The organism is Caulobacter segnis, assembly GCF_003243465.1.
Classification (GTDB): Bacteria; Pseudomonadota; Alphaproteobacteria; order Caulobacterales; family Caulobacteraceae; genus Caulobacter; species Caulobacter segnis_A.
In genome coordinates this window covers 66,211-86,001 of record NZ_QFQZ01000006.1, presented here as the reverse complement: position 1 = coordinate 86,001, position 19,791 = coordinate 66,211, and the positions used below count along the sequence as shown (strand labels likewise).

At 67.9% G+C, this 19,791-nt stretch carries 26 protein-coding genes and 1 tRNA gene; 11 read left to right on the top strand and 16 right to left on the bottom strand.

From position 1 onward, the window contains the following. Positions 1-56: 56 nt before the first annotated feature. Positions 57-629, bottom strand: coding sequence for a type 1 glutamine amidotransferase family protein (locus tag DI526_RS03775; RefSeq protein ID WP_304274183.1), 573 nt, complete (start codon positions 627-629; stop codon positions 57-59). Between the two features lie 51 nt (positions 630-680). Here DI526_RS03775 and msrB point away from each other — a divergent pair, with 51 nt between their 5' ends. Further along, positions 681-1,160 carry a peptide-methionine (R)-S-oxide reductase MsrB gene (msrB, locus tag DI526_RS03770; protein ID WP_304274180.1) on the top strand — a complete coding sequence of 160 codons (480 nt, stop codon included), beginning with the start codon at positions 681-683 and terminating at the stop codon, positions 1,158-1,160. Positions 1,161-1,285: 125 nt separating this feature from the next. Next, a complete protein-coding gene (locus tag DI526_RS03765; RefSeq protein WP_304274177.1) occupies positions 1,286-1,900 on the top strand; it encodes an alpha/beta hydrolase in 615 nt (204 codons plus the stop codon). Here DI526_RS03765 and DI526_RS03760 read toward each other — a convergent pair. Together DI526_RS03760 and DI526_RS03755 are read right to left on the bottom strand one after the other, a co-directional pair. Beyond that, positions 1,897-2,634 (bottom strand): LamG-like jellyroll fold domain-containing protein, encoded by a 738-nt coding sequence (locus DI526_RS03760; protein ID WP_304274175.1) that lies wholly within the window; start codon positions 2,632-2,634, stop codon positions 1,897-1,899. The two genes, DI526_RS03765 and DI526_RS03760, sit on opposite strands and share 4 nt — an antisense overlap. 111 nt (positions 2,635-2,745) lie before the next feature. After that, positions 2,746-2,830: transfer RNA gene (locus tag DI526_RS03755), tRNA-Leu, on the bottom strand. A gap of 99 nt (positions 2,831-2,929) precedes the next feature. On the opposite strand from DI526_RS03755, the gene DI526_RS03750 reads away from it, so the two are divergent. Beyond that, positions 2,930-3,925 carry a P1 family peptidase gene (locus DI526_RS03750; protein ID WP_304274172.1) on the top strand — a complete coding sequence of 332 codons (996 nt, stop codon included), beginning with the start codon at positions 2,930-2,932 and terminating at the stop codon, positions 3,923-3,925. Here DI526_RS03750 and DI526_RS03745 read toward each other — a convergent pair. The 5 genes from DI526_RS03745 to DI526_RS03725 form a co-directional block, all read right to left on the bottom strand. Beyond that, complete coding sequence (locus DI526_RS03745; RefSeq protein WP_304274169.1) at positions 3,912-4,421, bottom strand: MarR family winged helix-turn-helix transcriptional regulator; 510 nt, start codon at positions 4,419-4,421, stop codon at positions 3,912-3,914. The genes DI526_RS03750 and DI526_RS03745 overlap by 14 nt on opposite strands. Positions 4,422-4,699: 278 nt before the next feature. Further along, complete coding sequence (locus DI526_RS03740) at positions 4,700-4,942, bottom strand: hypothetical protein (RefSeq protein ID WP_304274198.1); 243 nt, start codon at positions 4,940-4,942, stop codon at positions 4,700-4,702. Positions 4,943-4,973: 31 nt separating this feature from the next. Continuing rightward, entirely contained in the window at positions 4,974-5,222 is a 249-nt protein-coding gene (locus DI526_RS03735; RefSeq protein ID WP_062099782.1) for a DUF3297 family protein, read from the bottom strand. Between the two features lie 103 nt (positions 5,223-5,325). Further along, positions 5,326-5,796, bottom strand: coding sequence for a hypothetical protein (locus DI526_RS03730; RefSeq protein WP_304274164.1), 471 nt, complete (start codon positions 5,794-5,796; stop codon positions 5,326-5,328). 14 nt (positions 5,797-5,810) lie between these two features. Further along, positions 5,811-6,596 (bottom strand): DUF4198 domain-containing protein, encoded by a 786-nt coding sequence (locus DI526_RS03725; protein WP_304274161.1) that lies wholly within the window; start codon positions 6,594-6,596, stop codon positions 5,811-5,813. Between the two features lie 159 nt (positions 6,597-6,755). Here DI526_RS03725 and DI526_RS03720 point away from each other — a divergent pair, with 159 nt between their 5' ends. The 6 genes from DI526_RS03720 to DI526_RS03695 all read left to right on the top strand — a co-directional run bounded on the left by DI526_RS03720 (position 6,756) and on the right by DI526_RS03695 (position 13,350). Then, positions 6,756-8,981: a TonB-dependent hemoglobin/transferrin/lactoferrin family receptor gene (locus DI526_RS03720; RefSeq protein WP_304274159.1), complete on the top strand. Its 2,226-nt coding sequence runs from the start codon at positions 6,756-6,758 to the stop codon at positions 8,979-8,981. A 185-nt stretch (positions 8,982-9,166) separates the two neighbouring features. Continuing rightward, complete coding sequence (locus DI526_RS03715) at positions 9,167-9,775, top strand: YqaA family protein (RefSeq protein ID WP_304274157.1); 609 nt, start codon at positions 9,167-9,169, stop codon at positions 9,773-9,775. Beyond that, complete coding sequence (locus DI526_RS03710) at positions 9,772-10,329, top strand: disulfide bond formation protein B (RefSeq protein ID WP_304274155.1); 558 nt, start codon at positions 9,772-9,774, stop codon at positions 10,327-10,329. The genes DI526_RS03715 and DI526_RS03710 overlap by 4 nt, the downstream gene beginning before the upstream one ends. After that, positions 10,326-10,886 carry a demethoxyubiquinone hydroxylase family protein gene (locus DI526_RS03705; RefSeq protein WP_304274153.1) on the top strand — a complete coding sequence of 187 codons (561 nt, stop codon included), beginning with the start codon at positions 10,326-10,328 and terminating at the stop codon, positions 10,884-10,886. The genes DI526_RS03710 and DI526_RS03705 overlap by 4 nt, the downstream gene beginning before the upstream one ends. Before the next feature lie 19 nt (positions 10,887-10,905). Beyond that, positions 10,906-12,738: a M1 family metallopeptidase gene (locus DI526_RS03700; protein ID WP_304274151.1), complete on the top strand. Its 1,833-nt coding sequence runs from the start codon at positions 10,906-10,908 to the stop codon at positions 12,736-12,738. Positions 12,739-12,846: 108 nt separating this feature from the next. After that, entirely contained in the window at positions 12,847-13,350 is a 504-nt protein-coding gene (locus tag DI526_RS03695) for a VanZ family protein (protein WP_304274149.1), read from the top strand. A gap of 7 nt (positions 13,351-13,357) precedes the next feature. Here the strand turns inward: DI526_RS03695 and DI526_RS03690 are convergent, their stop codons facing one another. The 5 genes from DI526_RS03690 to DI526_RS03670 form a co-directional block, all read right to left on the bottom strand. Then, complete coding sequence (locus DI526_RS03690) at positions 13,358-13,636, bottom strand: hypothetical protein (RefSeq protein WP_304274146.1); 279 nt, start codon at positions 13,634-13,636, stop codon at positions 13,358-13,360. Between the two features lie 86 nt (positions 13,637-13,722). Further along, positions 13,723-14,286 carry an HNH endonuclease gene (locus DI526_RS03685; RefSeq protein WP_304274197.1) on the bottom strand — a complete coding sequence of 188 codons (564 nt, stop codon included), beginning with the start codon at positions 14,284-14,286 and terminating at the stop codon, positions 13,723-13,725. Positions 14,287-14,459: 173 nt separating this feature from the next. Then, positions 14,460-15,101: a DNA-3-methyladenine glycosylase gene (locus DI526_RS03680; protein ID WP_304274143.1), complete on the bottom strand. Its 642-nt coding sequence runs from the start codon at positions 15,099-15,101 to the stop codon at positions 14,460-14,462. A gap of 49 nt (positions 15,102-15,150) precedes the next feature. Then, positions 15,151-15,633 (bottom strand): transcription elongation factor GreA, encoded by a 483-nt coding sequence (gene greA / locus DI526_RS03675; protein WP_304274140.1) that lies wholly within the window; start codon positions 15,631-15,633, stop codon positions 15,151-15,153. Between the two features lie 162 nt (positions 15,634-15,795). Beyond that, positions 15,796-15,906: a hypothetical protein gene (locus DI526_RS03670; RefSeq protein ID WP_099536100.1), complete on the bottom strand. Its 111-nt coding sequence runs from the start codon at positions 15,904-15,906 to the stop codon at positions 15,796-15,798. A 170-nt stretch (positions 15,907-16,076) separates the two neighbouring features. Between DI526_RS03670 and DI526_RS03665 the strand changes: the two genes are divergently transcribed. Beyond that, on the top strand, positions 16,077-16,700 hold the full coding sequence (locus DI526_RS03665) for a TetR/AcrR family transcriptional regulator (RefSeq protein WP_304274135.1): 624 nt from the start codon (positions 16,077-16,079) through the stop codon (positions 16,698-16,700). Between the two features lie 2 nt (positions 16,701-16,702). After that, the gene (gene gluQRS, locus DI526_RS03660) at positions 16,703-17,545 is read left to right on the top strand and encodes a tRNA glutamyl-Q(34) synthetase GluQRS (protein WP_304274133.1); all 843 of its coding nucleotides are present in this window, start codon (positions 16,703-16,705) and stop codon (positions 17,543-17,545) included. Here gluQRS and DI526_RS03655 read toward each other — a convergent pair whose 3' ends face one another. The 3 genes from DI526_RS03655 to DI526_RS03645 are packed head-to-tail and all read right to left on the bottom strand — an operon-like array spanning position 17,546 to position 19,750. After that, the gene (locus DI526_RS03655) at positions 17,546-17,857 is read right to left on the bottom strand and encodes a transcriptional regulator (protein ID WP_304274131.1); all 312 of its coding nucleotides are present in this window, start codon (positions 17,855-17,857) and stop codon (positions 17,546-17,548) included. Between the two features lie 8 nt (positions 17,858-17,865). Continuing rightward, entirely contained in the window at positions 17,866-18,498 is a 633-nt protein-coding gene (locus tag DI526_RS03650; RefSeq protein WP_304274129.1) for a hypothetical protein, read from the bottom strand. A 34-nt stretch (positions 18,499-18,532) separates the two neighbouring features. Then, the gene (locus tag DI526_RS03645; protein ID WP_304274126.1) at positions 18,533-19,750 is read right to left on the bottom strand and encodes an acyltransferase; all 1,218 of its coding nucleotides are present in this window, start codon (positions 19,748-19,750) and stop codon (positions 18,533-18,535) included. Between the last annotated feature and the right edge of the window lie 41 nt (positions 19,751-19,791).

Sequence of the window (19,791 nt, the reverse complement as noted above, 5' to 3'; positions counted from 1 at the left end):
CGCAGAAAAGCTAGCGGGCATCGGGACGAATTACAATCTTCGAGAGATTTATCCGCTCAGGAGAACTCTCGCGCGAACATCGCCTCGAAGCCGGCGATCATGTCCTCGGCCTCCGGCGCCACCAAGCGCGCCACGGCCGCAGCGAAGGTCGTCGGCGCCAGACCCGAGGCGCTGACCACCTTGCCGTCGGCGACCGCCTTGGGCGTATCGACATAGTGCTCGGCGCCCGCGTAGCCGGGAACAACGCCCTCCAGCCAGTCCTTGCCGTTCGAGGTGTGCTTGCGCCCCTCGAACAGGCCCGCGCGCGCGAGGGCCGTCGTGCCGGCGCAAATGCCCGCCACCGGCTTGCCGTCCGCGAAGGCCTGGCGCAGCAGCGCGGTGATCGCCGGGTTCTCGCCCTTCGACCATTCATCGCTACCGATCAGGATGAAGAGGTCGGCGTCGCTCAGCACCGGATCGTCGAAACGGTAGTCGGCCGCGGCCAGGATCCCGCCGATCGAGGTCTCCGGATCGCCGGTCGGGGTGGCGATCTCGATCTGGACCTTCAGGTGCTCGCGCAGCAGGGCCAGCACGGGACCGGCCTCCCAATCGGCCCAGCCTGGCTGCAGAAAGGCGACGGCGACGGTCATGTTCACTCCTGGAGCTACCGGTTCGGCGGATGAACGCCTACATTGGCTGTCATGACAGACGCAGCCATCCTTTCAACCGCCGGCTTCGATCTTACCCCGCCGACGGAGCCCGAACGCGAACGCCTGGAGGCCGACCTGACGGCCGAAGAGGCGCGCGTTCTCCTGCACCACGGCACCGAAGCCCCGTTCTGCGGCGGCCTGCTGGGCGAGAAGAGCCCCGGCGCCTATTGCTGCCGCCTCTGCGGCCTGCCGCTGTTCAAGCACGAGACCAAGTTCGAGAGCGGCACGGGCTGGCCCAGCTTCTACGCCCCCTTCGCCGAGGATCATGTGATCGGCGTGCGCGACACGTCGTACGGCATGGTCCGCATCGAGACTCGCTGCGCCCGCTGCGACAGCCACCAGGGCCACGTCTTCCCGGACGGCCCGGCGCCGACGCGGCTTCGCTACTGCATCAACTCTGTGTCGCTGCAGTTCGTGAAAGCGGGCGATCCCCTGCCCGACCCGCTGCATCGCGGCGACAGGATCGGCTGATCCGGCGGGCGAGACGGTGGTCTCGCCCCAGCTTTTCTGAATTCCTATTGAATTCATATGAATTGAGCCAAGACCCCGAAAGGAGCCATGTGCGCTCGACGGCCATCCGTTGACCCGAGCGCATCATGAACCCCGCCCCGCACGCCTTCGAAACGCCGCGTCGCCACCGTCGCGACGACGCCGACGGTCCGCCGATCCTGATCGTGCCTGGCCTCTATAATTCGGGGCCCGACCACTGGCAGACCCATTGGGAGCGCGAGCTGCCCAACGCCGAACGGGTCGACCAGCAGGACTGGGAGCGCCCCCTGCTCGGCGACTGGACGATCAGCCTGGCCGAAGCCGTGCGCCAGCGGCCGGGCGCCATCCTGGTCGCCCACAGCCTGGGCTGCGCTCTCGTCGCCCACTTCGCCCAGGTCACGGGCGGACGCGGCGTCGGCGGAGCAATGCTCGTGGCCCCCGCCGACGTCAATCGCGAAGGTCCGGCGGGCCGCCTGCTGGTCGGCTTCTCGCCGATCCCGCGCCAGCGCCTGCCCTTCCCCAGCCTCGTGGTGGCGAGCCGGAACGATCCCTATGTCGAGATCGACCGCGCCGAAGCCTTCGCCCGCGGCTGGGGCGCGGACTTCGTCGACCTCGGCCGCGCGGGTCACATCAATGTCGACTCTGGACACGGCCCTTGGACAAAGGGGCGCACATTGCTCAAGGGCTTGATCGCCCAGGTCACGGCGACTCGGCGTCTCTAGGTCCGCAGCAAGGCCTCGGGCGCCAAGGCGCGCGGCGTGAAGCGGGCCTCGCGGACCGCGCCCTTGAAGTAGTCGATCTTGTTCATCCGCGCGCCAACCGACGACCGGCCCTGGCCTTGCGGCGTGAAGGCCATCTCGGCCTCGCCCTGCAGCTGGCCGTTCACGAACGCGCGGTAGGTCTTGCCGTCGTAACTCTGGGCGACCCAGCACCAGCGGCCGACCGGGAAGGTCTTGTCCTGGAACAGCAGGGTCTGCTTGTACCCCGGCCCCGTGGCGAAGGCGTCGAGGCTCCAGACCTCGCCTGTCACGCGGATCTCGAACAGCATGCGGGTGACGGAAGGCGGCGCGCCGGGCGTCGGATCCTCCTCGTTGAGATGGAACCAGCGCTGGGCGAAGACCCCGCCGTCGGGCCGGAACAGCGCCTCGAAGGTGAACTGGGACATGCCCGCCAGCGGATGGCGGTCGATGACCAGTCGATCATCGACGCCGTCGAACTGCACGGCCTTGCCGTAGGGCGTGTCGATCAGGCGCGGGTCGCCTTCGACGGTCGTAGCGACGCCGCCGATGTTGGTCAGGCGATCGAAGGTCCAGCGCGTCTGATCGGGCGCGTCACGCGGGGGCCGCCGGCCCATGGCGGAGGCTTCTAGTCCCGCTGAAAGCGCGCCAAGACCGCCCAGCACGACTCGCCGCCCGATCGGTCGCGAAAGCTCGCCGAAGGCCTTGAACGCGGTCATGACGTCTCCTCCCCGATGCGCATACTGACACCGGTATCAGCGACGATGCTGCGGTCACGCCAGGGCTTTTTCAAGCCGAAACCGACGCTTCTTTTGAGAGGAAGACAGAGTTGGTGCGGGCGGTCGGGGTCGAACCGACACTCCTTTCGGAACCGGATTTTGAGTCCGGCGCGTCTACCAGTTTCACCACGCCCGCAGGCTTCGCAACGCGAAGGGTGGTCTTCCTAGCAGGCGTCGGCGGCGAATTCCAGTCTCGCGACGACCGGTCTAGCATCGAAGCTCACGGAGATTCCCGATGCTCAAGCCAGGCCCGCGCAACCTGATCACCGACGTCCCTGGCCTCACGGTCGGATGCGTCGAGGACGAGGCCGTCCGCTCCGGCGTGACGGTGCTGCTATGCCCCGACGCCTGGACGGCGGCGGTGGACGTGCGCGGCGGTGGGCCGGCGGTTCGGGAGACCGACACCCTGCGTCCGGAGAACAGCTTTTCCCGCGCCCACGCCATCTGCCTGTCGGGCGGCTCGGTGTTCGGCCTCGGCGCCGCCGACGGCGCGGCGATCGCCCTCTCGGGCCGCGACGTGGGGGTCAAGCTGGCCGCAGGCTCTCCAGCCATTCCGATCGTGCCGGCCGCGTCGCTGCACGACCTGGGCAACGGCGGCGACAAGGCCTGGGGCCTGGCCCCGCCCTATCGAGACCTGGGGATGAAAGCCGTCGCGGCGGCCGGCGTCGACTTCCCGCTGGGCTCGGTCGGGGCCGGACGCGGGGCGATGGCGGGCGTGGTCAAGGGCGGGCTTGGCTCAGCTTCGCTGGACCTGGGCGAGGGCCTGGTCGTTGGGGCCCTGGTGGCGGCCAATCCCGTCGGCTCGGTCTATATGCCCGACGGCGAGACATTCTGGGCCTGGCCGTTCGAGATCGACGGCGAGTTCGGCGGACGTCGTCCCGGCGCCATGCCGATGGCGATCGACCCGATGCCGGATGACACCAAGCTTGGGGCCATGGGCCGCCTGCGCCCCGGCGCCAACACCACGCTGGCGATCGTGGCGACCACCGCTGACCTAACCACGGCCGAGGCGCAGCGCATCGCGATGATGGCCCATGACGGCATGGGCCGCGCCATCCGGCCGGCACACACGACCTTCGACGGCGACATCGTTTTCGCCCTGGCCTCGGGCGCGACGACGCTGGGCGAGAGCCCGGAGCGGGCCGCGATGCTCGCGCGTCTCGGGTCGGCGGCGGCGGACTGCCTGGCCCGCGCGATCGCCCGCGCGGTCTACGCCGCTAGGGCGGCGTGATCGTCTCGCCCCCGGCGAGCTGGATGGCGGCGGTCTCGAGATGATTCAGCAGGCGCTTGAAGGTCGCCACCTCGCTGGGCGCCAGGCCGGCCAGCAGCGTGGCCTCGTAGGCCAGGGCCAGGGGCGCGATCTCGGCGAACAGGCGACGGCCGGCGGCGGTCAGTTCCAGCGTATGCGAGCGCCGGTCGGAACGCACCGTGGTGCGAGCCACCAGACGGCGCACGACCAGGTCCTGGGCCGCACGGCTGACACGCACCTTGTCCATGGCCGTCCGGGTGACGGCGGCGTGCGGGGTCAGGGCGCCCTCGGCCAGCACCGACATCAGCCGCCATTGCGGGATGGTCAGGCCGAAGCGGTCTTCATAGGCCCGCGCGATCAGGCGGCTGACGGCCGCTGACGCCGTCGCCAGGCGATAGGGCACATAATCGGAAAGACTGACAGCTGCTTCGGGCGCATCAGGGGCGCTCGTCGTGATCGGAGAGACCGTCGCGGTCATATCCCGTTCCTTTCGTCCTCCCAGGCGTGACCGCCTCGGAGGAGCGGCCTTCGCCAACCCATGCGCGCTCACCGGACCCTGGCGTTTGGGCCCGCACGCGCCTTGATCTGAGCGCGACCCGCCGCGGTCACAATGGACCGCGTCATACGCCCTCACGAAGACACAGTTTCGCACGCCCCGTGGGCAGAGAATAGCTCTCTCGCCTTCCCGGAGGGCGTTCTCATGCCTCCAGATCTGAAAGACCCGTGTTTTTCTTCGCAACACCGGGTGCGAAGTGGCTAGGCGGGGCGTGGAATCACCGCCGAGATCCGCGCGCCCTGATCGTATCGCGAGGGTCCGCCGTAGACGGCGACTTCGCACAGGATGTCGCCGCCCAGCTCGGCCGCCCAGATGTAGCTGCGCTCGACCTCGACATAGCGGCCGGCGGGCGAGATCCCCTCGAAGGTGTCGCCCCAGGGGACCACCCCGCGCAGATCCTGCCAGCGCAGGGTCAGGGCCCGCGAAAGCTCGTCGCGGGCCATGGCCTCCAGGTCAGGATCGTCCGCCAAGACCTCAGCCTTCGGCGGTGTCGCGGAAATAGGCCTCGACCTCGCCCTGAAGCTTGATGGTCATCGGGTTGCCCTTGCGGTCCAGCGTCTTGCCGGCCGCAACGCGGACCCACTTCTCGCTGATGCAGTATTCCTCGACGTTCGTCTTCTCGACGCCCTTGAAACGGATGCCGATGCCGCGTTCCAGCAGATCGGCGTCGTAATAGGGGCTGTCAGGATTGACGGAGAGGCGGTCGGGAGGCGTGTCGCTCATGGTCTTCCAGCTTGCAGGCGGGCGCGCTGGCCCGTGTCTTGGCCGGCGGTGATACCCACGAAACGTCGAAAGTCCAAATCCAACGCCGCACGCCGCCTTTCGCCTAGGTCTGCTGATTGTCCTTCACCGGGTCCGCGGCGGAGACGACGCCGTCCTCGTTGGTATCGTGATGGACGAACATCCGCCATCCGGAATAGTCGAACTCGGCCCGCGAGATCGCCCCGCTCTTGTCGCTGTCGAGCACGTGGAAGCGAACGTCCGCCTGGCGCATCTGGCGCTCACGCTCTTCGGCCTTCTTTTCAGACGTACGATCCGAACCGGCCAGCGTCTTCTCCAACCGCGCCTTGAACTCGGCGATGTACTCGGCCTGGGACAGCATGCCGTCGCCATTGGTGTCGGTGCGAGCGAACTGGAGGGACCGGGTGGCGGCGTATTCCTCCTTGGTGACGACGCCGTCGCCGTTCTGATCCTGCTCCCGGATAAAGGTGTCGCGGGCGTGGGAGGCGGCGTGAGCGCCGCCGGCCACCATGACGGCGCCCAGCGTGACACCGGCGAAGAGGTTACGAATGGTCATCAGGTTTCCTTGGATCAACGAAGGGATTCGAACGTCAGGGCGTAGGTGTGGCTCTGTCCCGCCTGGCCCGGCCCGGCGGGCGCGACGCGATGTCGAGCCTGGATCTGGTAGACGCCCGAGCGCTCGACCTTGAGGGTCAGCCGTCCCTTGGCGTCGGCGATGAAGGTCTTCGGGGCGGGCTTGGCGTCGGCGTAGCGGTCGTCGGCGGCGCTGAGGATCACCGCCTGCCCCGCCAGGGGCTCGCCGTCGAACAGGACCTCGAACACCGCGTCCCGGCCGGTGACGATCTTGCTGGGATGGGTGATGGCGCGGAACTCCAGCCCCCTGCCGATCGGCGCCAGCGCCGCGTCGCTGGGCGCGCCGCGCGTCACATAGACCTCGGCGGTCGTCAGGCTCTGCATATCGATGGCGTCCGCCGGCGCCTTGTCGCCCTCGAAGAACTTCCAGTCGCCATCGACGAGCGCCGCCTTGGCCACACGTCCCGCCCGCTGGCCCGTGGTGATGCGGTAGGTGCCAGGTTTGTCGGTCACGATCTCGGCGACGGCCAGCTGGCGCAGATAGGTCGGCGCCAGCGGCGTGCGGACGCCGTCCGGCCCGATCACCGCATAGGCGTCGGACTTCATCACCACTTCCGGCGTGAAGAAGCTTTCGGTGAAGGCTCCCTCCACCGTCACCAGCGTGCGGTCAGAGGCGTCGAAGACGCTTGGAAGCAGATAGGGCGAGTGAGCCTGCGCGGCGGAGGCGGCGAGGCCCAGCAAGAGCGCGCCGCCCAGTAGGCCGGCGCGAAGAGAACGGATCATGGCTGCTATCCCTGGCGCCGCTGGAACGCGGCGCGACTCCGATATTGCGATTAGTTCTGAGAATCAATCGCAAATAGCTTGACCGGTTTTGGGCCGCGCTCTAACCCCTCGCCCATTCAATTGCGAACGGTTCGCATATTTCCATCGAAGGGGTTCTCGATGTCTCGCCTGAAGCTGGCCGCCCTGGCCGCCGCCTCGACCGCCGCCCTGCTCGCCTCGACCGCCCGGGCCGCCGACAACGCTTCAGCCCCGGTCGACGCCAACGAGGTCGACAAGGTCACGGTCACCGCAACGCGCTCGGAAAAGCCGCTGTCGAAAGCGCCCGCGACGGTCAGCGTCTTCTCGTCGGACGAGATGGAGGACGGACTGGTCAAGGACATCAAGGATTTGGTCCGCGACGAGCCTGGGGTGTCGGTCCGCACCGCCCCCGCCCGCTTCACGGCCGCCGGCGCCTCCACCGGGCGCGACGGGAACGCCGGCTTCAACATTCGCGGCCTGGAAGGCAATCGCGTGCTGATCGTGGTCGACGGCGTGCGCGTGCCGGACGGCTTCGCGTTCGGCGCTCAGTCGACCGGACGCGGCGACTATGTAGACCTCGACCTCCTGAAGTCCGTGGAGATCGTGCGCGGCCCAGCCTCCGCCCTCTATGGCGCCGATGGGCTGGCCGGCTCGGTCAGCTTCATCACCAAGGATCCCGCGGACATCCTCAAGCCCGGCCAGAATGTCGCCGGCCGCGCGCGAGTCGCTTACGCCTCGGCCGACGAAAGCTGGAGCGAGAGCCTGGTGCTGGCGGGCCGTAGCGATCGCTGGGAGGGCCTGCTGGCCTATACCCGCCGGGACGGCGAAGGTCAGAAGACGGCGGGGAAAAACGACTCGGCCAACACCGACCGCACGACCGCCAACCCCGAGGACAACAAGTCCAACGCTGTCCTTGGCAAGCTCATCTACAGCCCGGACGACCACAACCGCTTCCGCCTGACGGTGGACCACCTGGATCGCGACGTGGACTGGACGGTGCTGTCGGCGATCGCCAAGCCGCCGCTGGCCTCGACCAGCGTCCTGGGCCTGACCGCCTTCGACCGGTTGAAGCGCGACCGCGTCAGCCTGGACCACCGCTTCGACGGCGGCCATGGCCTGATCGAAGCCGCCCAGACCACGCTTTACTGGCAACGCAGCAAGACCCGCCAGTTCTCGGCGGAAGATCGAAACACCGCCGCCGACCGAACGCGCGACGCGACCTTCAATAACCGCGTGTTCGGCGCAGGTGTGGAGCTTCACAGCCGCCTCGAGACGGGCGCCTTCCAGCATGAGGTCGTCTGGGGCGGCGACGGCTCGATCACCCGCCAACAGGGCACACGCGACGGCACGGTCCCGCCCGCCGGCGAGACCTTCCCCGGCAAGGCCTTCCCGACCACGGACTTCACCCTGGGCGGTCTCTACGTGCAGGACGAGATCACGGCGGGTCCGGTGACGATCTACCCCGCCGTCCGCTTCGACTACTACAAGCTGGACCCGAAGGCCGATCCGCTGTTCACGACGGCGGCGGCCGGCCAGAGCGACACCCACCTGAGCCCCAAGATCGGCGTCGTCTGGGACGCGACCGAGCTGGTGACGCTGTTCGCCAATCTCGCGGCAGGCTTCAAGGCCCCCTCCCCGTCGCAGGTCAACACCGGCTTCGCCAACCTCGTGTCGAACTATAGGTCGATCTCGAACCCCGAGCTCAAGCCCGAGACCAGCCGGACGCTGGAGGGCGGCTTCCGCCTGCATCGCGATCGCTGGCGCGTGGCCGTTACCGGCTTCACCGGCAAGTACGACGACTTCATCGAGCAGGTGCAGGTGTCGGGGAACTTCACCGCCGCCACCCCCGCCGTCTACCAGTACATCAACCTGTCGGCGGTAAAGATCAGCGGCGCCGAGGCCAAGGGATCGTTCGATCTGGGCGCAGGCTTCACGGCCAAGGCGGCGATCGCCTACGCGCGGGGCTCGTCCAAGACCAATGGCGTCAACGCGCCGCTGGCCTCGATCGATCCGGTCAAGATCACCGGCGGCGTCAACTATCGCGCGCCGTCTGGGCGTTTTGGCGGGGAGCTCAGCCTGATCCATTCCGACCGGAAGTCCGCCGGCCGCGCCGGCGTGACCTGTGCGGGGACAGGCGGCAGCTCGGCCAACAATTGCTTCATGCCGCCCTCGTTCACGGTCGCGGACCTGACCGGATGGTGGGCGGTCACGGACGCGGTGACGGTGCGCGCCGGCGTCTTCAACCTGACCGATGAAAAGTATTGGTGGTGGAGCGACATGCGCGGCCTGGCCGACAGCTCCGCCGTCAAGGACGCCTATAGCCAGCCCGGCCGCAACTACAGCGTCTCGCTGGCGCTGAAGTTCTAGGGCCAAGTGGCGCGCGTGGACGCAGATCCGCGCGCGCCCATTCCTTGGGACAAGAGCGCCCTACGCGCGTCCGAGCCGCCGCAATCAGAGCGTTCCCTCGCTCCGCGGCGAGGTCGGCGTCAAAACCCCTTACACTTTCGTCGATCTCGCTTTAGCTACGGGCTCTCACCTTCCTCGGAGTTCGCATGCTGCGTCGCCTCTACGACTGGGTCATGGGCATGGCCGCGTCCCGCCACGCCCCGATCAGCCTCTTTGCGGTCTCCTTCGCGGAAAGCTCGTTCTTCCCGATCCCGCCGGACGTGATGCTGGCGCCGATGTGCCTGGCCAAGCCCGAGAAGGCGTGGCGCTACGCCCTGATCTGCACGATCGCGTCTGTGCTGGGCGGCGTCCTCGGCTATGCGATCGGCTACTTCCTCCAGGACTTCGGCCTGTGGATGATGGCGGCGACCGGACACGCGGGCGGCCTGGAACAGTTCCAGTGCTGGTACGGCAAGTATGGCGTCTGGGTGATCCTGGCCAAGGGCCTGACGCCGATTCCCTACAAGCTGGTCACGATCGCCTCGGGCCTGGCGGCCTTCAGCTTCCCGATCTTCATCGCCGCCTCGGCCGCGACGCGTGGCGCGCGGTTCTTCCTGGTGGCTTTCATCATCAAGAAGTTCGGCCCCACCCTGCTGCCGGTGGTCGAGCGTCGCCTGGCCCTGTTCGCCGGAATCTTGATCGCCCTCATTGTCATTGGCCTGACCGCGAGCCATTTCATCGGCGGAGGCGGACACGGCGGAGCGTGCGTGGCATGAGCAATGACGGTAGCGGCGATCACGCGGGCGGCCCGCTAGCGAGGCTTTACGACCTCGTCACGCGCCACTGGCCGCTGCTGGCCGTGCTGGCAAGCGCGCTGATGCTGGCGATCGCCCACGCGTTCGAGCGCTTCGGCGGCCTCGCCCCATGCCATCTCTGCCTCAAGCAGCGCGAGGTCTACTGGGTCGCCGGAACGGTGGGGCTGATCGCTTGGGGCCTGCAACGCACGCCGCTGTGGCCGCGCCTGCGCCTGCCGGCCAACCTGCTGCTGGGCGGCCTGTTCCTCTACGGGGCGGGCCTGGCGACCTATCACGCCGGAGCGGAGTGGAAGTGGTGGCCGGGGCCCGCGTCCTGCTCCGGCGTCGGCTACGCCGGTGTCTCCGACCTGGAGGCGATGCTGAAGGGGACCGCCAAGATCAAGGCGCCGGCCTGCGACAAGGCCGCCTGGGTGTTCCTGGGCCTGTCGATGGCCGGCTGGAACGTTCTGGTTTCGCTGAAACTCGCCGTCTGGTCCGTGCTGGCGGCGCTGCGCAAGTCGGGAGCCGCCGCATGAGCAAGCCCACGCCCCCGCGCCCTGGCATGGGCGCCCAGAAGACTCGCCTGGGTGAAATCCTGCGCGTCGACCAGGCTGGCGAACTCGCGGCGGTGCATATCTATCGCGGCCAGGCGGCCGTGATGCGTCACGCGCCCGGCCGCGAGCGGATCGCCGAACAGCTGAAGGAGATGGAGGGCCACGAACAGGTCCACCTGACCCGCTTCAACGACCTGCTGACCGAGAAGGGCGTCCGCCCGACCCTGATGTCGCCGGTCTGGCGGGCGGCGGCCTTCGCGCTCGGCGCCGGCACCGCCTTGATGGGCGACAAGGCCGCCCACGCCTGCACGGAGGCGGTCGAGTCGGTGATCGAGAAGCACTATGCCGGCCAGATCACCGAGCTGCGGGATCGCGATCCCGAACTGGCCGCCGAACTCTCCCAGTTCCGCGACGACGAGCTGGCCCACCGAGACCTGGCCGTCGAGGAAGGCGCCCGCGAGGCGCCGGGCTATCCGCTGCTGAGCGCCGTGATCCAAGCCGGTTGCCGGGCGGCCATCAAGATCAGCGAGAAGATTTAGGCGTTACGCGCCCCGGCGCTTGGCGCCGCCCGCGGCCGCGCCTACCGATGCGCCCCAAGATCTTCGCCTTCGGGAGTCGCCCGCCTTGTCCGTCCGTATTCGCGCCCTGGCCGCCTGCGCCGCGTCGTTGCTCGCCCTGTCGACCGCGACGAGCGCCCTGGCCGCCGAGCCCTTGAAGACCAGCCCGCTGTCGCTGGAAACCGGCGGCCCCATGCCGTCGGAGCAACAGGCCCTGGCCTTCGATCACGCCGACCTGAAGTTCAAGATCTTCCCAGACAAGAAGGCCATCGAGGGCGAAGCGACCCTGACCTTCACCGCCAAGTCACCGCTGGACAAGCTGGTCCTCGACTTCGACCGCGTGTTCGCGATCAGCAAGCTGACGATCGACGGCAAGGCGCTGAAGCCCTCGGCCTGGACCAATCCCGAAGGGCGGATGACGATCACGCTGCCCCGACGCGTCACCAAGGGTAAGGCGGTGACGGTGGCGATCGCCTATGCGGGCGTTCCGCTGGAGGCCAAGCGCGCGCCCTGGGACGGCGGCTTTGTCTGGAGCAAGACCGAGACCGGCGAACCCTGGATCGCCACGGCCGTTCAGGGCGACGGCTGCGACCTCTTCTGGCCGTGCATCGACTACCCGACCGGCGAGCCCAGGCTGGTCGACCTGCACATCACCGTGCCCGCCCCGCTGGTCGCGCCGGCCAATGGCGTGTTCCTAGGCATGACCGAAAAGGACGGCTGGCGCACCTATAACTGGCGGGCCAAGACCCCCAACACCTACGCCATCGCCCTGGATGTCGGCCCCTACGAGGAACTCACCGCGTCCTACAAGAGCCGCTACGGCGACAGCTTCCCGATGTCGTTCTGGCACCTGAAGGGCCGCGCCGAAAAGGCCAAGGCTCTGTTCGCAGAATTCACGCCGATGCTGGACTTCTACGAGCAGATGATCGGTCCCTACCCGTTTCGCGACGAGAAGATGGGCGTGGTCGAGACCCCGCACCTGGGCATGGAGCACCAGACGTTCAACGCCTACGGCAACGAGTACCGCAAGGACGTCTACGGCTTCGACTGGCTGCTGCAGCACGAGTTCGCCCACGAGTGGTTCCGCAACCAACTCACCAACGCCGACAATGACGACATGTGGCTGCACGAGGGCTTCGGCACCTACATGCAACCGCTGTTCTCGCAATGGCTGCACGGCGACATGGAATATATGGCGCGCCTGAACCAGATGCGGGTCGACACCAAGAACCGCTTCCCGATCGTCTCTGGCCGCGCCTTGAAGGAAGACGAGGTCTATAACGGCGAGCGCGGTCCCGGGAACGACATCTACTACAAGGCCGCCAACGTGCTGCACACGCTGCGGGCGCTGGTGAGCGACGAGGCCTTCTTCAAGATCACGCGCACCGCCGTCTATGGCACGCCCGATCCCAAGCCGGGCAACTTCTCGCCGCGCTATCTGAGCACGCCGGCGTTCATCAAGATCGTCAACCAGGTGACTGGCGCGGACTACGGCTGGTTCTTCGACGTCTATCTCTACGAAGCCCAGCAGCCTGAGCTTTTGCAGTCCCGCGACGGCGCCGATCTGGTGCTGGCGTGGAAGACGCCCAAGGACAAGCCGTTCCCGATGCCGGTCGATGTCAAGGTCGGCGATAGGGTGATCACGGTTCCGATGACCGGCGGCGCGGGACGCCTGAGGGTCGGCGACGCCACGCCGGTGATCGTCGATCCGGCTTCGAAGGTGCTGCGCCGCCAGCCCTATCTCGAGACCTATCAGGCGTGGAAAAAAGCCAAGGACGAGGCCGACAAGGCCGCCGCGGAGGCCAAGCGCAAGGCGCAGGCCACGCCGAAATAGGGACCGGCCGGCGCAGGCCTTGGTCTGGTGACGGCTCGCTAACCCTGTCCGTTCACCGCTTGGCGCGATGTTGGCCCTTAAAGCATGGACGTCTTTCGGAGATCGCCCATGCTCGGGCCCACCCACATCGTATCCGCGGCGCGCTTGGTGCTGGTCGCCGGATCGTTGGCGGTCGCGGTTCTGACGCTGGGCCCGTTCCAGGGCGCGGAGAAGATCTTCGGGCTCACCGACAAGAGCGCCCACGCCATCGCGTTCGGCGGTCTGCTGGCCATCGCGTTTCTCGGGTTTCCGCGCAGCCGGCGCAGCGACCTCGCCATCGCCGCCCTCGTTCTAGGCGCGGCGATCGAGGTGGCTCAGCTGTTTGGCCACCGCAGCGCGAGCATCTCTGACTGGCTGGCGGACGCGGCGGGCGTCTTCGCTGTGTATGGAGCAAGCATGATCGAGCAGGTGCGGAAGGCCGCGCGCGAGCACGGCCACCTCACCTTCGCGCAGCTCGCCGCGCTGGACCGGCGCCGGCGTCGTCGCCAGCGCGCCACCTTCGAACCAGCGCGAGGCGCATCGGCCGCTGTGAGCTTCGCCGAGCGCGCCTCGCGCCGTTTTCCGGCCCGCTGACGAACCTTCAGGTGATCCGCTTCACGCTGACCGGGTCGCTGCCCGGAAAGCTCTCTTCCAGACCTTCGTCCAGAAGCGCTTCCTGGCGGTTCTCGGCGGTCTCGACCTTGGCCGCCAGCTGATCGTGCTTCTCGCCCTCGCGGAGCGGTTCGTCCGCCTCGCGCGCGTGGGGCGCGTCGAACGACTTGTCCTCGGGGCGCACCTGTCCGTCCGGCGCCATGTCTGCCGTCGAGGCGGCGGTGCCGTGGGTGAAGTGGCGGTCGTCGCCCTTGTTGGTATCGGTCATGGCTTCATCTCCGATGGCTTGAGCCTTCGGAGATAAAACCCCGCCGCCATGGTTCCGGTTGCACGAAGACGCCGACAGAAAGCGCCTCAGGCCTCCAGCTCGATGTCCCAGTACAGATAATCCAGCCAGCTGATGTGGAGCCTACCCGGCGGGAAGCGCCGTCCGCGTTCCTGAAGCTCGTGCATCGAGGGCCGGCGCGCATTGTGATAGGGCTGCATCCCCGCTTCACGCGGCGTTCGGCCGCCCTTGCTGAGATTGCACGGCGCGCAGGCGGTGACGATGTTTTCCCAGGTCGTGCGGCCGCCCCGCGACCGCGGGATGACGTGGTCGAACGTCAGGTCCTCGGTGGAGCCGCAGTACTGGCAGCTGAACGCGTCGCGCAGGAACAGGTTGAAGCGGGTGAAGGCCGGCGGTCGCTCTTGCGGGACGTACTGCTTCAGCGCCACGACGCTGGGCAGCTTCATCTCGAACGACGGGGAATGGACGACCTGATCGTAGCTGGCCACGACGTCGACGCGGTCCAGGAACACCGCCTTGATCACCTCCTGCCAGGGCCAGAGGGACAGCGGATAGTAGCTGAGCGGCCGGAAGTCGGCGTTGAGCACGAGGGCCGGCATGCCCGACGGGGGGCGTGTGAGGACCTGCATCAGATCCTCCCTTCGAGGCGGGCGTCAGAACACCCAGGGCCTCGGCTGAGGGGGTACGCGACAGGACTGAAGACGGGCCTCCTTCCTACGCAATTCTGGGAATCGGCATTCATTCCCGAACGCAAGGAAAGGATGAGCCATATCAGCGACAGAACCAAGACATCTGTGGCCTTACGTCAAAATGGCGCGATTTCCCGCCGCTTCACCGCGCCATAAAAAGCCCAGAGCAGGTGCGCGGCGACGCCGCGATAGGGCCGCCAGAGCTCGGCGCGGCGATAGGCCTGCTTTTCGTTCGGGCGAACCTCGGCCCGGTCCATCCAGCGCATCGCTTCCTGCAGGGCGACATCGCCGCCGGGGAACATGTCCATCCGTCCCTGGGTGAACATCAGATAGACCTCGGCCGTCCAGCGGCCGATGCCGGTGATCGCGGTGAGGGCCGCCACGGCCTCGTCGTCCGGCAGGTCCCGCAAGGCGTCGAAGTCGCAGGTCCCGGCGACATGGGCCTGGGCGATCGCGCGGGCGTAGCGCGCCTTGGGTCGCGATAATCCGAGGGACAGGAGGTGGGCGTCGTCGTGCGCCAGCACCGCCTCGGGCGTCATCTGCGGCAAGCCCGCCTCGACCCGCGACCATATCGCGGTGGCCGAGGCGATCGAGACCTGCTGCTGCACGACCATCTTCAGCAGGCCGGGAAAGCCCCCGAGGCCCACGCGCCAGTCGAACGCCGGCGTCACCGCCTCGATCGCCGCCAGCGCCGGATCGGCGTCGGCCAAGGCCTTGCGGGCCTCCAGCAGGACAGCGGCGGTCGGGGGAGCGAACATGGCTTGCAGGTGCGATGCCTCCGGCCCGAAGGCAATCCGGAACTTGCGGCTAGTCGATGGCGGTGATCTCGATCTCACCGCCTGGCGCAGCGGCCGTCTCGCCCACCGCCTTGCCGAACAAGGCGCGCGCGATCGGCGCGATATAGGAGATCGAGCCCTTGGCTGGATCAGCCTCGTCCTCGCCGACGATGCGGAAGGTCTGAACCCGCCCGTCCTCGCGCTCGAAGGTCACGCGGTCGCCGAACTGGACCGTTGTCTTGCCCGGATCGCGCTCCATCGGCTGGGCGCTCGCGCGGCGGGCCGACCAGTAGCGCAGGTCGCGCGTCGCGCGCGCCATGGCGGTGCGATCGCCGTCGGCAGCCCCGCCTGCGCTCTGGGCGGCGGCATAGGCCGCGCGCGCCGAAGCGAGCTCGGCCTCGATCTGGGCCAGGCCTTCGGCCGTGACGAGATTGGGATGGGGAGAGATCGGGCGGTCGGGCAGATCGGCCGCGAAGGCCTCGCTGTCGCCCTCTTTGGTGAAGGCGACGCTCATGGCCGCTCGGAAGTCTGGATCATCTGAATTCGCCTGCGACGCACGGTGGGCGGCGTCGGAGGCCTAACGCGTCCTGGTCTGGTTAGCTCCGTACACGGGCGGCTTCAAGACGGGACGCGGCGGCGGGGGCCCATGGCCGCCCGCCGATCGCGAACGGATCGCTTAAAGGACGACGCCGGCGACGGCGGCCGCGACAGCCAGGGCGATGACCAGGAAATAGCCGCCGGCGAGGCGGTCGAAGGCGTTCTCAAAGGCGTTTACGTAGCGAAGCATGGCGATAGCCCCTCGGCTGTTGTTGTGTCCAGGCTCACGACGAACCATCGGCCGTCCCTTGGGGCGATCCAATCTGGACGATGCTTAGATAGCGCAAATCTGAACGCCGTCAAGATGATCTTTACAGCGTTTGGATGAAATTTTAGAAAGCTGGGGTTAGAGTGAGATCGATGAGCACCGCGACCGCCGAATCCCGTCCGTATCACCATGGCGATCTCAGCCGCGCGCTGGTCGAGGCCGCCCGCAAGATCCTCGAGACCGACGGCCCCGCCGCCCTGTCGCTGCGCGGGGTGGCGCGCGAGGCCGGCGTCAGTCCCGCCGCGCCCTACCACCACTTCAAGGACAAGGCCGAGTTGCTGGAGGCCGTGGCCCACGAAGGTTGGGTCGAGCTGGACGCGGCCCTGTCCAAGGCCAGGACCGCCACGGAAGACCCGCGCACCCGGATGACCAATATCGGCGTGGCCTATGTCTGCTTCGCGCGCGACAACCCCGCCCTGTACCGTGTGATGTACGACCGTTCGCGTGACAAGGACGCCCTGCCCGACCAGCTCAAGGACGACGGCGCCTACTGCCAGGTGCGCGACACCCTGGCCGAGCACGCCGGCGGCGCGGTCACCGAACTCGACCTGGAACTGGCGACGATCGCCGCCTGGTGCGCCGGGCACGGTCTCGCCGAGATGATCGGCTTCAAGCAGTTCGCGCCGCTGAAGGCGCTGCTGGGCGGCGAGGAAGCCTTCCTGCGCGCGGTGTTCGAGCACCTGGGCATGTTCGCGAAGTTCACCGACCGAGCCTAGGCGTGGCCTTCGTCACCCGGTTCGCGCCCTCGCCGACGGGCTACCTGCATCGCGGCCACGCCTATTCGGCCCTCGCCGCCTACACGGCCGCGCGCGAGGCCGGCGGCCGTTTTCTGCTGCGGATCGAGGACATCGACATCACCCGCAGCCGTCCCGAGTACGAGGCGGCGATCCTGGAGGATCTCTCCTGGCTGGGCCTGTCCTGGGAAAGTCCGGTCCGGCGGCAATCGGAACACCTGGCGGATTACCACGCGGCGATCGAGACCCTCCGCGAGCGCGGCCTCGTCTATCGTTGCTTCAAGACCCGCAAGGAGATCGATATCGGGCGCGCGCCCCATGAGCCGGCGGTCCCCTATGTCGGCGGCCCCCTCCCCGCCGACGAAGAGGCCGAACGCCTGGCCCGCGGCGAGGCCTTCGCCTGGCGCCTGTCCCTGGCGGCGGCGCGCGAGACGCTGGGCGGGTTCGAGACCCTGACCTTCATCGAGGAAGGCGCCGGACCGGGCGGCGAGACCGGCCTGATCCAGGCTCGGCCCGAGACGGCCGGCGACATCGTGCTGGCGCGCAAGGACGTCGGCGTCGCCTACCATCTGGCGGTCGTCCATGACGATGCGTTGCAGGGGGTGACGCACGTCGTCAGGGGCGCCGACCTGTTCGAGGCCGCGCACATCCAGCGCCTGCTTCAGGCGCTGCTGGGCCTGCCGACGCCGGTCTATCGCCACCACGGCCTGCTGGTCGGCCCCGACGGCAAGCGCTACGCCAAGCGTGACAAGGCCCAGACGCTGCAGGAGCTCCGCACGGCGGGGGCTCTTCCAGGGACGCTCCGAAAGGAGCTCGGCTTCGCCTGATCAGGTCTTGCCGACCTGCTCCACGAGCTGTCCCATGGCCTTCAGGTAGTTGGCGAAAGCGCCCCTTCCCGCTTCGGTCAAGCGCACGCGGGTCAGGGGTTTGCGCCCCACGAAGCTCTTGTCGATGGCCACGTATCCGGCGTCCTCCAGCTTGCGCAGGTGAACCGACAGATTTCCCTGAGTGACCTCGAGAAGGTCCTTCAGCTCGGTGAAATCGGCGACCTCGGCGCTGGCCAGATAGGCCACGATCCCCAGCCGCACGCGGCCATGGATGACGTCGTCCAATCCATTGATGTCGAAGGGGGCGGCCACGGGTGATCTCAGGATGCGGGCCGCATGGCCTGGCGCATCATGTGAAAGCCCGGAACCATCATGAAGGCGAACAGTCCGAAGGTGGCGACCAGCAGATAGACACCGGGCTTGTCGACAAGAAGCCCGAGCGCCACGCCCGAAACGAGCCAGCCGATCGCGACCAGGGCCGTCCAGCCCCGCTTGCGCAGCATGAAGATCACGTACCAGACGGCCCCTTGAAGCACGAACACGACCGCCGGGTGGAAGAGCCAGTAGCGGAAATCGTTGTTGCGCACGGCCGCCGCCGCGAAGATCAGCACCAGAGCCAGGTTGGCGATGCCCGCTCCGGCGAAGGCGGCGTTCACCGCGCGGCTGGCGACACCCCGGCGGGGCTGCTTGCGATCGATGACGATGACGATGATCATCAGGATCAGGAAGATGACCGTCGGAGTCCAGGCCATCACCAGATTGGCGAGCGACGACATGCGAAGCCACCCGCGCTCCTGGACGGCGTAGGCCAGGGTCTGCGCGCCGTAGAGCAGGCCGGCGGCCCCGTAAAGCGCACCCCCGGCCGCTCCGAGCCCGCCTTTGTCCGCCGCGCCGTCGGCGAGGCCGCGCAGGAACGCCAGGTCATCCTGGACTGTCTTCAGCTTGTCGTTCATGGGCGAATTCCCTTCGGCGTCGCATCATGAATGGTCACAGGATTCGCCCCAACAGCGGCATGCGTCGCAGGGCCATGGTGATCAACCAGCCCAGCGCCACGGCGCCCGCGAACACCACGATTCCCTTGATCAGACCGCCCCACCCTTGCGGCAGTACCAGCCAGGCCAGCCAAGAAACCAAGACGTAGTGGGTCAGGTAGAGGCCATAGGCGTTGGCCTGCAGGCTGCCGCCGACCGCGCCGGTCCGGCGGACAAACCGCAAGGCGACCGCCAGGGCCGCGAAAGAGAGCGCCGCGCACGCCAGGACGAAGGCCAGACCGCCGACGACATCCAGCACCGCGCGCGGCGGCGGGTTCGGCGAGAACGCCACGCCCAGGACTCCCAAGGTCACGACGATCGGGGGAACCGGCGCCAGGCACCACAGCCACCAACGCCGCGCGAGCTGCCCGGCCGGGTCCGTCAGCCCCTGACCCACGCCCGCCGCGCCGACCGCGATCCCGGCGAGGAAGTAGGTGAAGTAGTGGCCGATCCTGGCCGTCTGGACCGAAAACGGCCCGATCGTCGTCCAGTGGCCGAACGGCGTCGTCATCACCAGCGGCAGGTACGCCAGCGCACTGACGACGACGAGCCCCCAGAAGAAGCGCGCAGGCTTGCGGTCCGCGCCCTTCGCCAGAACGCCCAGCTCCTCCACGAAACCCGGAAACAGCGCATGAACCCCCGCGATGATCGCGCCGAACGCGAGCAGGACCCACAGGAACCAGGCCGGGCCGCTTGGCCAGAAGGGCAGATCGACCCAAGCCTGGGCGAAGGCCGGCAAGTCTGGCGCGCCGCCTGACTGCAGCCAGGCGGGGAAGTAGGCCAGCGGCGCCAGCAGCGCCGCGCCGATCACGAACGGAACCCCGAGCCTCAGCGCCCGCGCCTTCAGGAAGCTCCCGGCTCCCTTCGCGCGCAAGCCGTCGGCGACGAACACGCCGGAGATGAAGAACATCAGCGACATGAAGAAGAGGTCGTTGACCAGGGTCAGCAGGCCAAACGGCGCAAACTTCTGCGGATCGACGACCGGGAAGACCGTCCACAAGATCGGCTGCGCGCCGAACGCCTTCGGGGGCGGCGCATAGGGATTGTAGGTCAGCACCGTGTGGTGGCCGACCACCAACAGGGTGACGAAGGCGCGGAGCGCGCCGATCGGCGCGTTCCGGCCGTCGCCGCGACTGAGCGGCGAACTGTCCAGGGCCTTGAGCGGCGCGTGCATGACTGGGCCTCCTCCTTGAAGTGCGGAAACAGTGCATCAAC

Excerpts from the sequence above, each read along its gene's own strand:
- DI526_RS03705 (WP_304274153.1), top strand. The coding sequence starts at position 10,326 with ATGAGCAAGCCCACGCCCCCGCGCCCTGGCATGGGCGCCCAGAAGACT.
- DI526_RS03695 (WP_304274149.1), top strand. The coding sequence starts at position 12,847 with ATGCTCGGGCCCACCCACATCGTATCCGCGGCGCGCTTGGTGCTGGTC.
- DI526_RS03680 (WP_304274143.1), bottom strand. The coding sequence starts at position 15,101 with ATGTTCGCTCCCCCGACCGCCGCTGTCCTGCTGGAGGCCCGCAAGGCC.
- DI526_RS03710 (WP_304274155.1), top strand. The coding sequence starts at position 9,772 with ATGAGCAATGACGGTAGCGGCGATCACGCGGGCGGCCCGCTAGCGAGG.
- greA (WP_304274140.1), bottom strand. The coding sequence starts at position 15,633 with ATGAGCGTCGCCTTCACCAAAGAGGGCGACAGCGAGGCCTTCGCGGCC.
- msrB (WP_304274180.1), top strand. The coding sequence starts at position 681 with ATGACAGACGCAGCCATCCTTTCAACCGCCGGCTTCGATCTTACCCCG.
- DI526_RS03720 (WP_304274159.1), top strand. The coding sequence starts at position 6,756 with ATGTCTCGCCTGAAGCTGGCCGCCCTGGCCGCCGCCTCGACCGCCGCC.
- DI526_RS03665 (WP_304274135.1), top strand. The coding sequence starts at position 16,077 with ATGAGCACCGCGACCGCCGAATCCCGTCCGTATCACCATGGCGATCTC.
- DI526_RS03760 (WP_304274175.1), bottom strand. The coding sequence starts at position 2,634 with ATGACCGCGTTCAAGGCCTTCGGCGAGCTTTCGCGACCGATCGGGCGG.
- DI526_RS03650 (WP_304274129.1), bottom strand. The coding sequence starts at position 18,498 with ATGAACGACAAGCTGAAGACAGTCCAGGATGACCTGGCGTTCCTGCGC.
- DI526_RS03740 (WP_304274198.1), bottom strand. The coding sequence starts at position 4,942 with ATGGCCCGCGACGAGCTTTCGCGGGCCCTGACCCTGCGCTGGCAGGAT.
- DI526_RS03775 (WP_304274183.1), bottom strand. The coding sequence starts at position 629 with ATGACCGTCGCCGTCGCCTTTCTGCAGCCAGGCTGGGCCGATTGGGAG.
- DI526_RS03690 (WP_304274146.1), bottom strand. The coding sequence starts at position 13,636 with ATGACCGATACCAACAAGGGCGACGACCGCCACTTCACCCACGGCACC.
- DI526_RS03670 (WP_099536100.1), bottom strand. The coding sequence starts at position 15,906 with ATGCTTCGCTACGTAAACGCCTTTGAGAACGCCTTCGACCGCCTCGCC.
- DI526_RS03715 (WP_304274157.1), top strand. The coding sequence starts at position 9,167 with ATGCTGCGTCGCCTCTACGACTGGGTCATGGGCATGGCCGCGTCCCGC.
- DI526_RS03735 (WP_062099782.1), bottom strand. The coding sequence starts at position 5,222 with ATGAGCGACACGCCTCCCGACCGCCTCTCCGTCAATCCTGACAGCCCC.
- DI526_RS03765 (WP_304274177.1), top strand. The coding sequence starts at position 1,286 with ATGAACCCCGCCCCGCACGCCTTCGAAACGCCGCGTCGCCACCGTCGC.
- DI526_RS03750 (WP_304274172.1), top strand. The coding sequence starts at position 2,930 with ATGCTCAAGCCAGGCCCGCGCAACCTGATCACCGACGTCCCTGGCCTC.
- DI526_RS03725 (WP_304274161.1), bottom strand. The coding sequence starts at position 6,596 with ATGATCCGTTCTCTTCGCGCCGGCCTACTGGGCGGCGCGCTCTTGCTG.
- DI526_RS03645 (WP_304274126.1), bottom strand. The coding sequence starts at position 19,750 with ATGCACGCGCCGCTCAAGGCCCTGGACAGTTCGCCGCTCAGTCGCGGC.
- DI526_RS03730 (WP_304274164.1), bottom strand. The coding sequence starts at position 5,796 with ATGACCATTCGTAACCTCTTCGCCGGTGTCACGCTGGGCGCCGTCATG.
- DI526_RS03745 (WP_304274169.1), bottom strand. The coding sequence starts at position 4,421 with ATGACCGCGACGGTCTCTCCGATCACGACGAGCGCCCCTGATGCGCCC.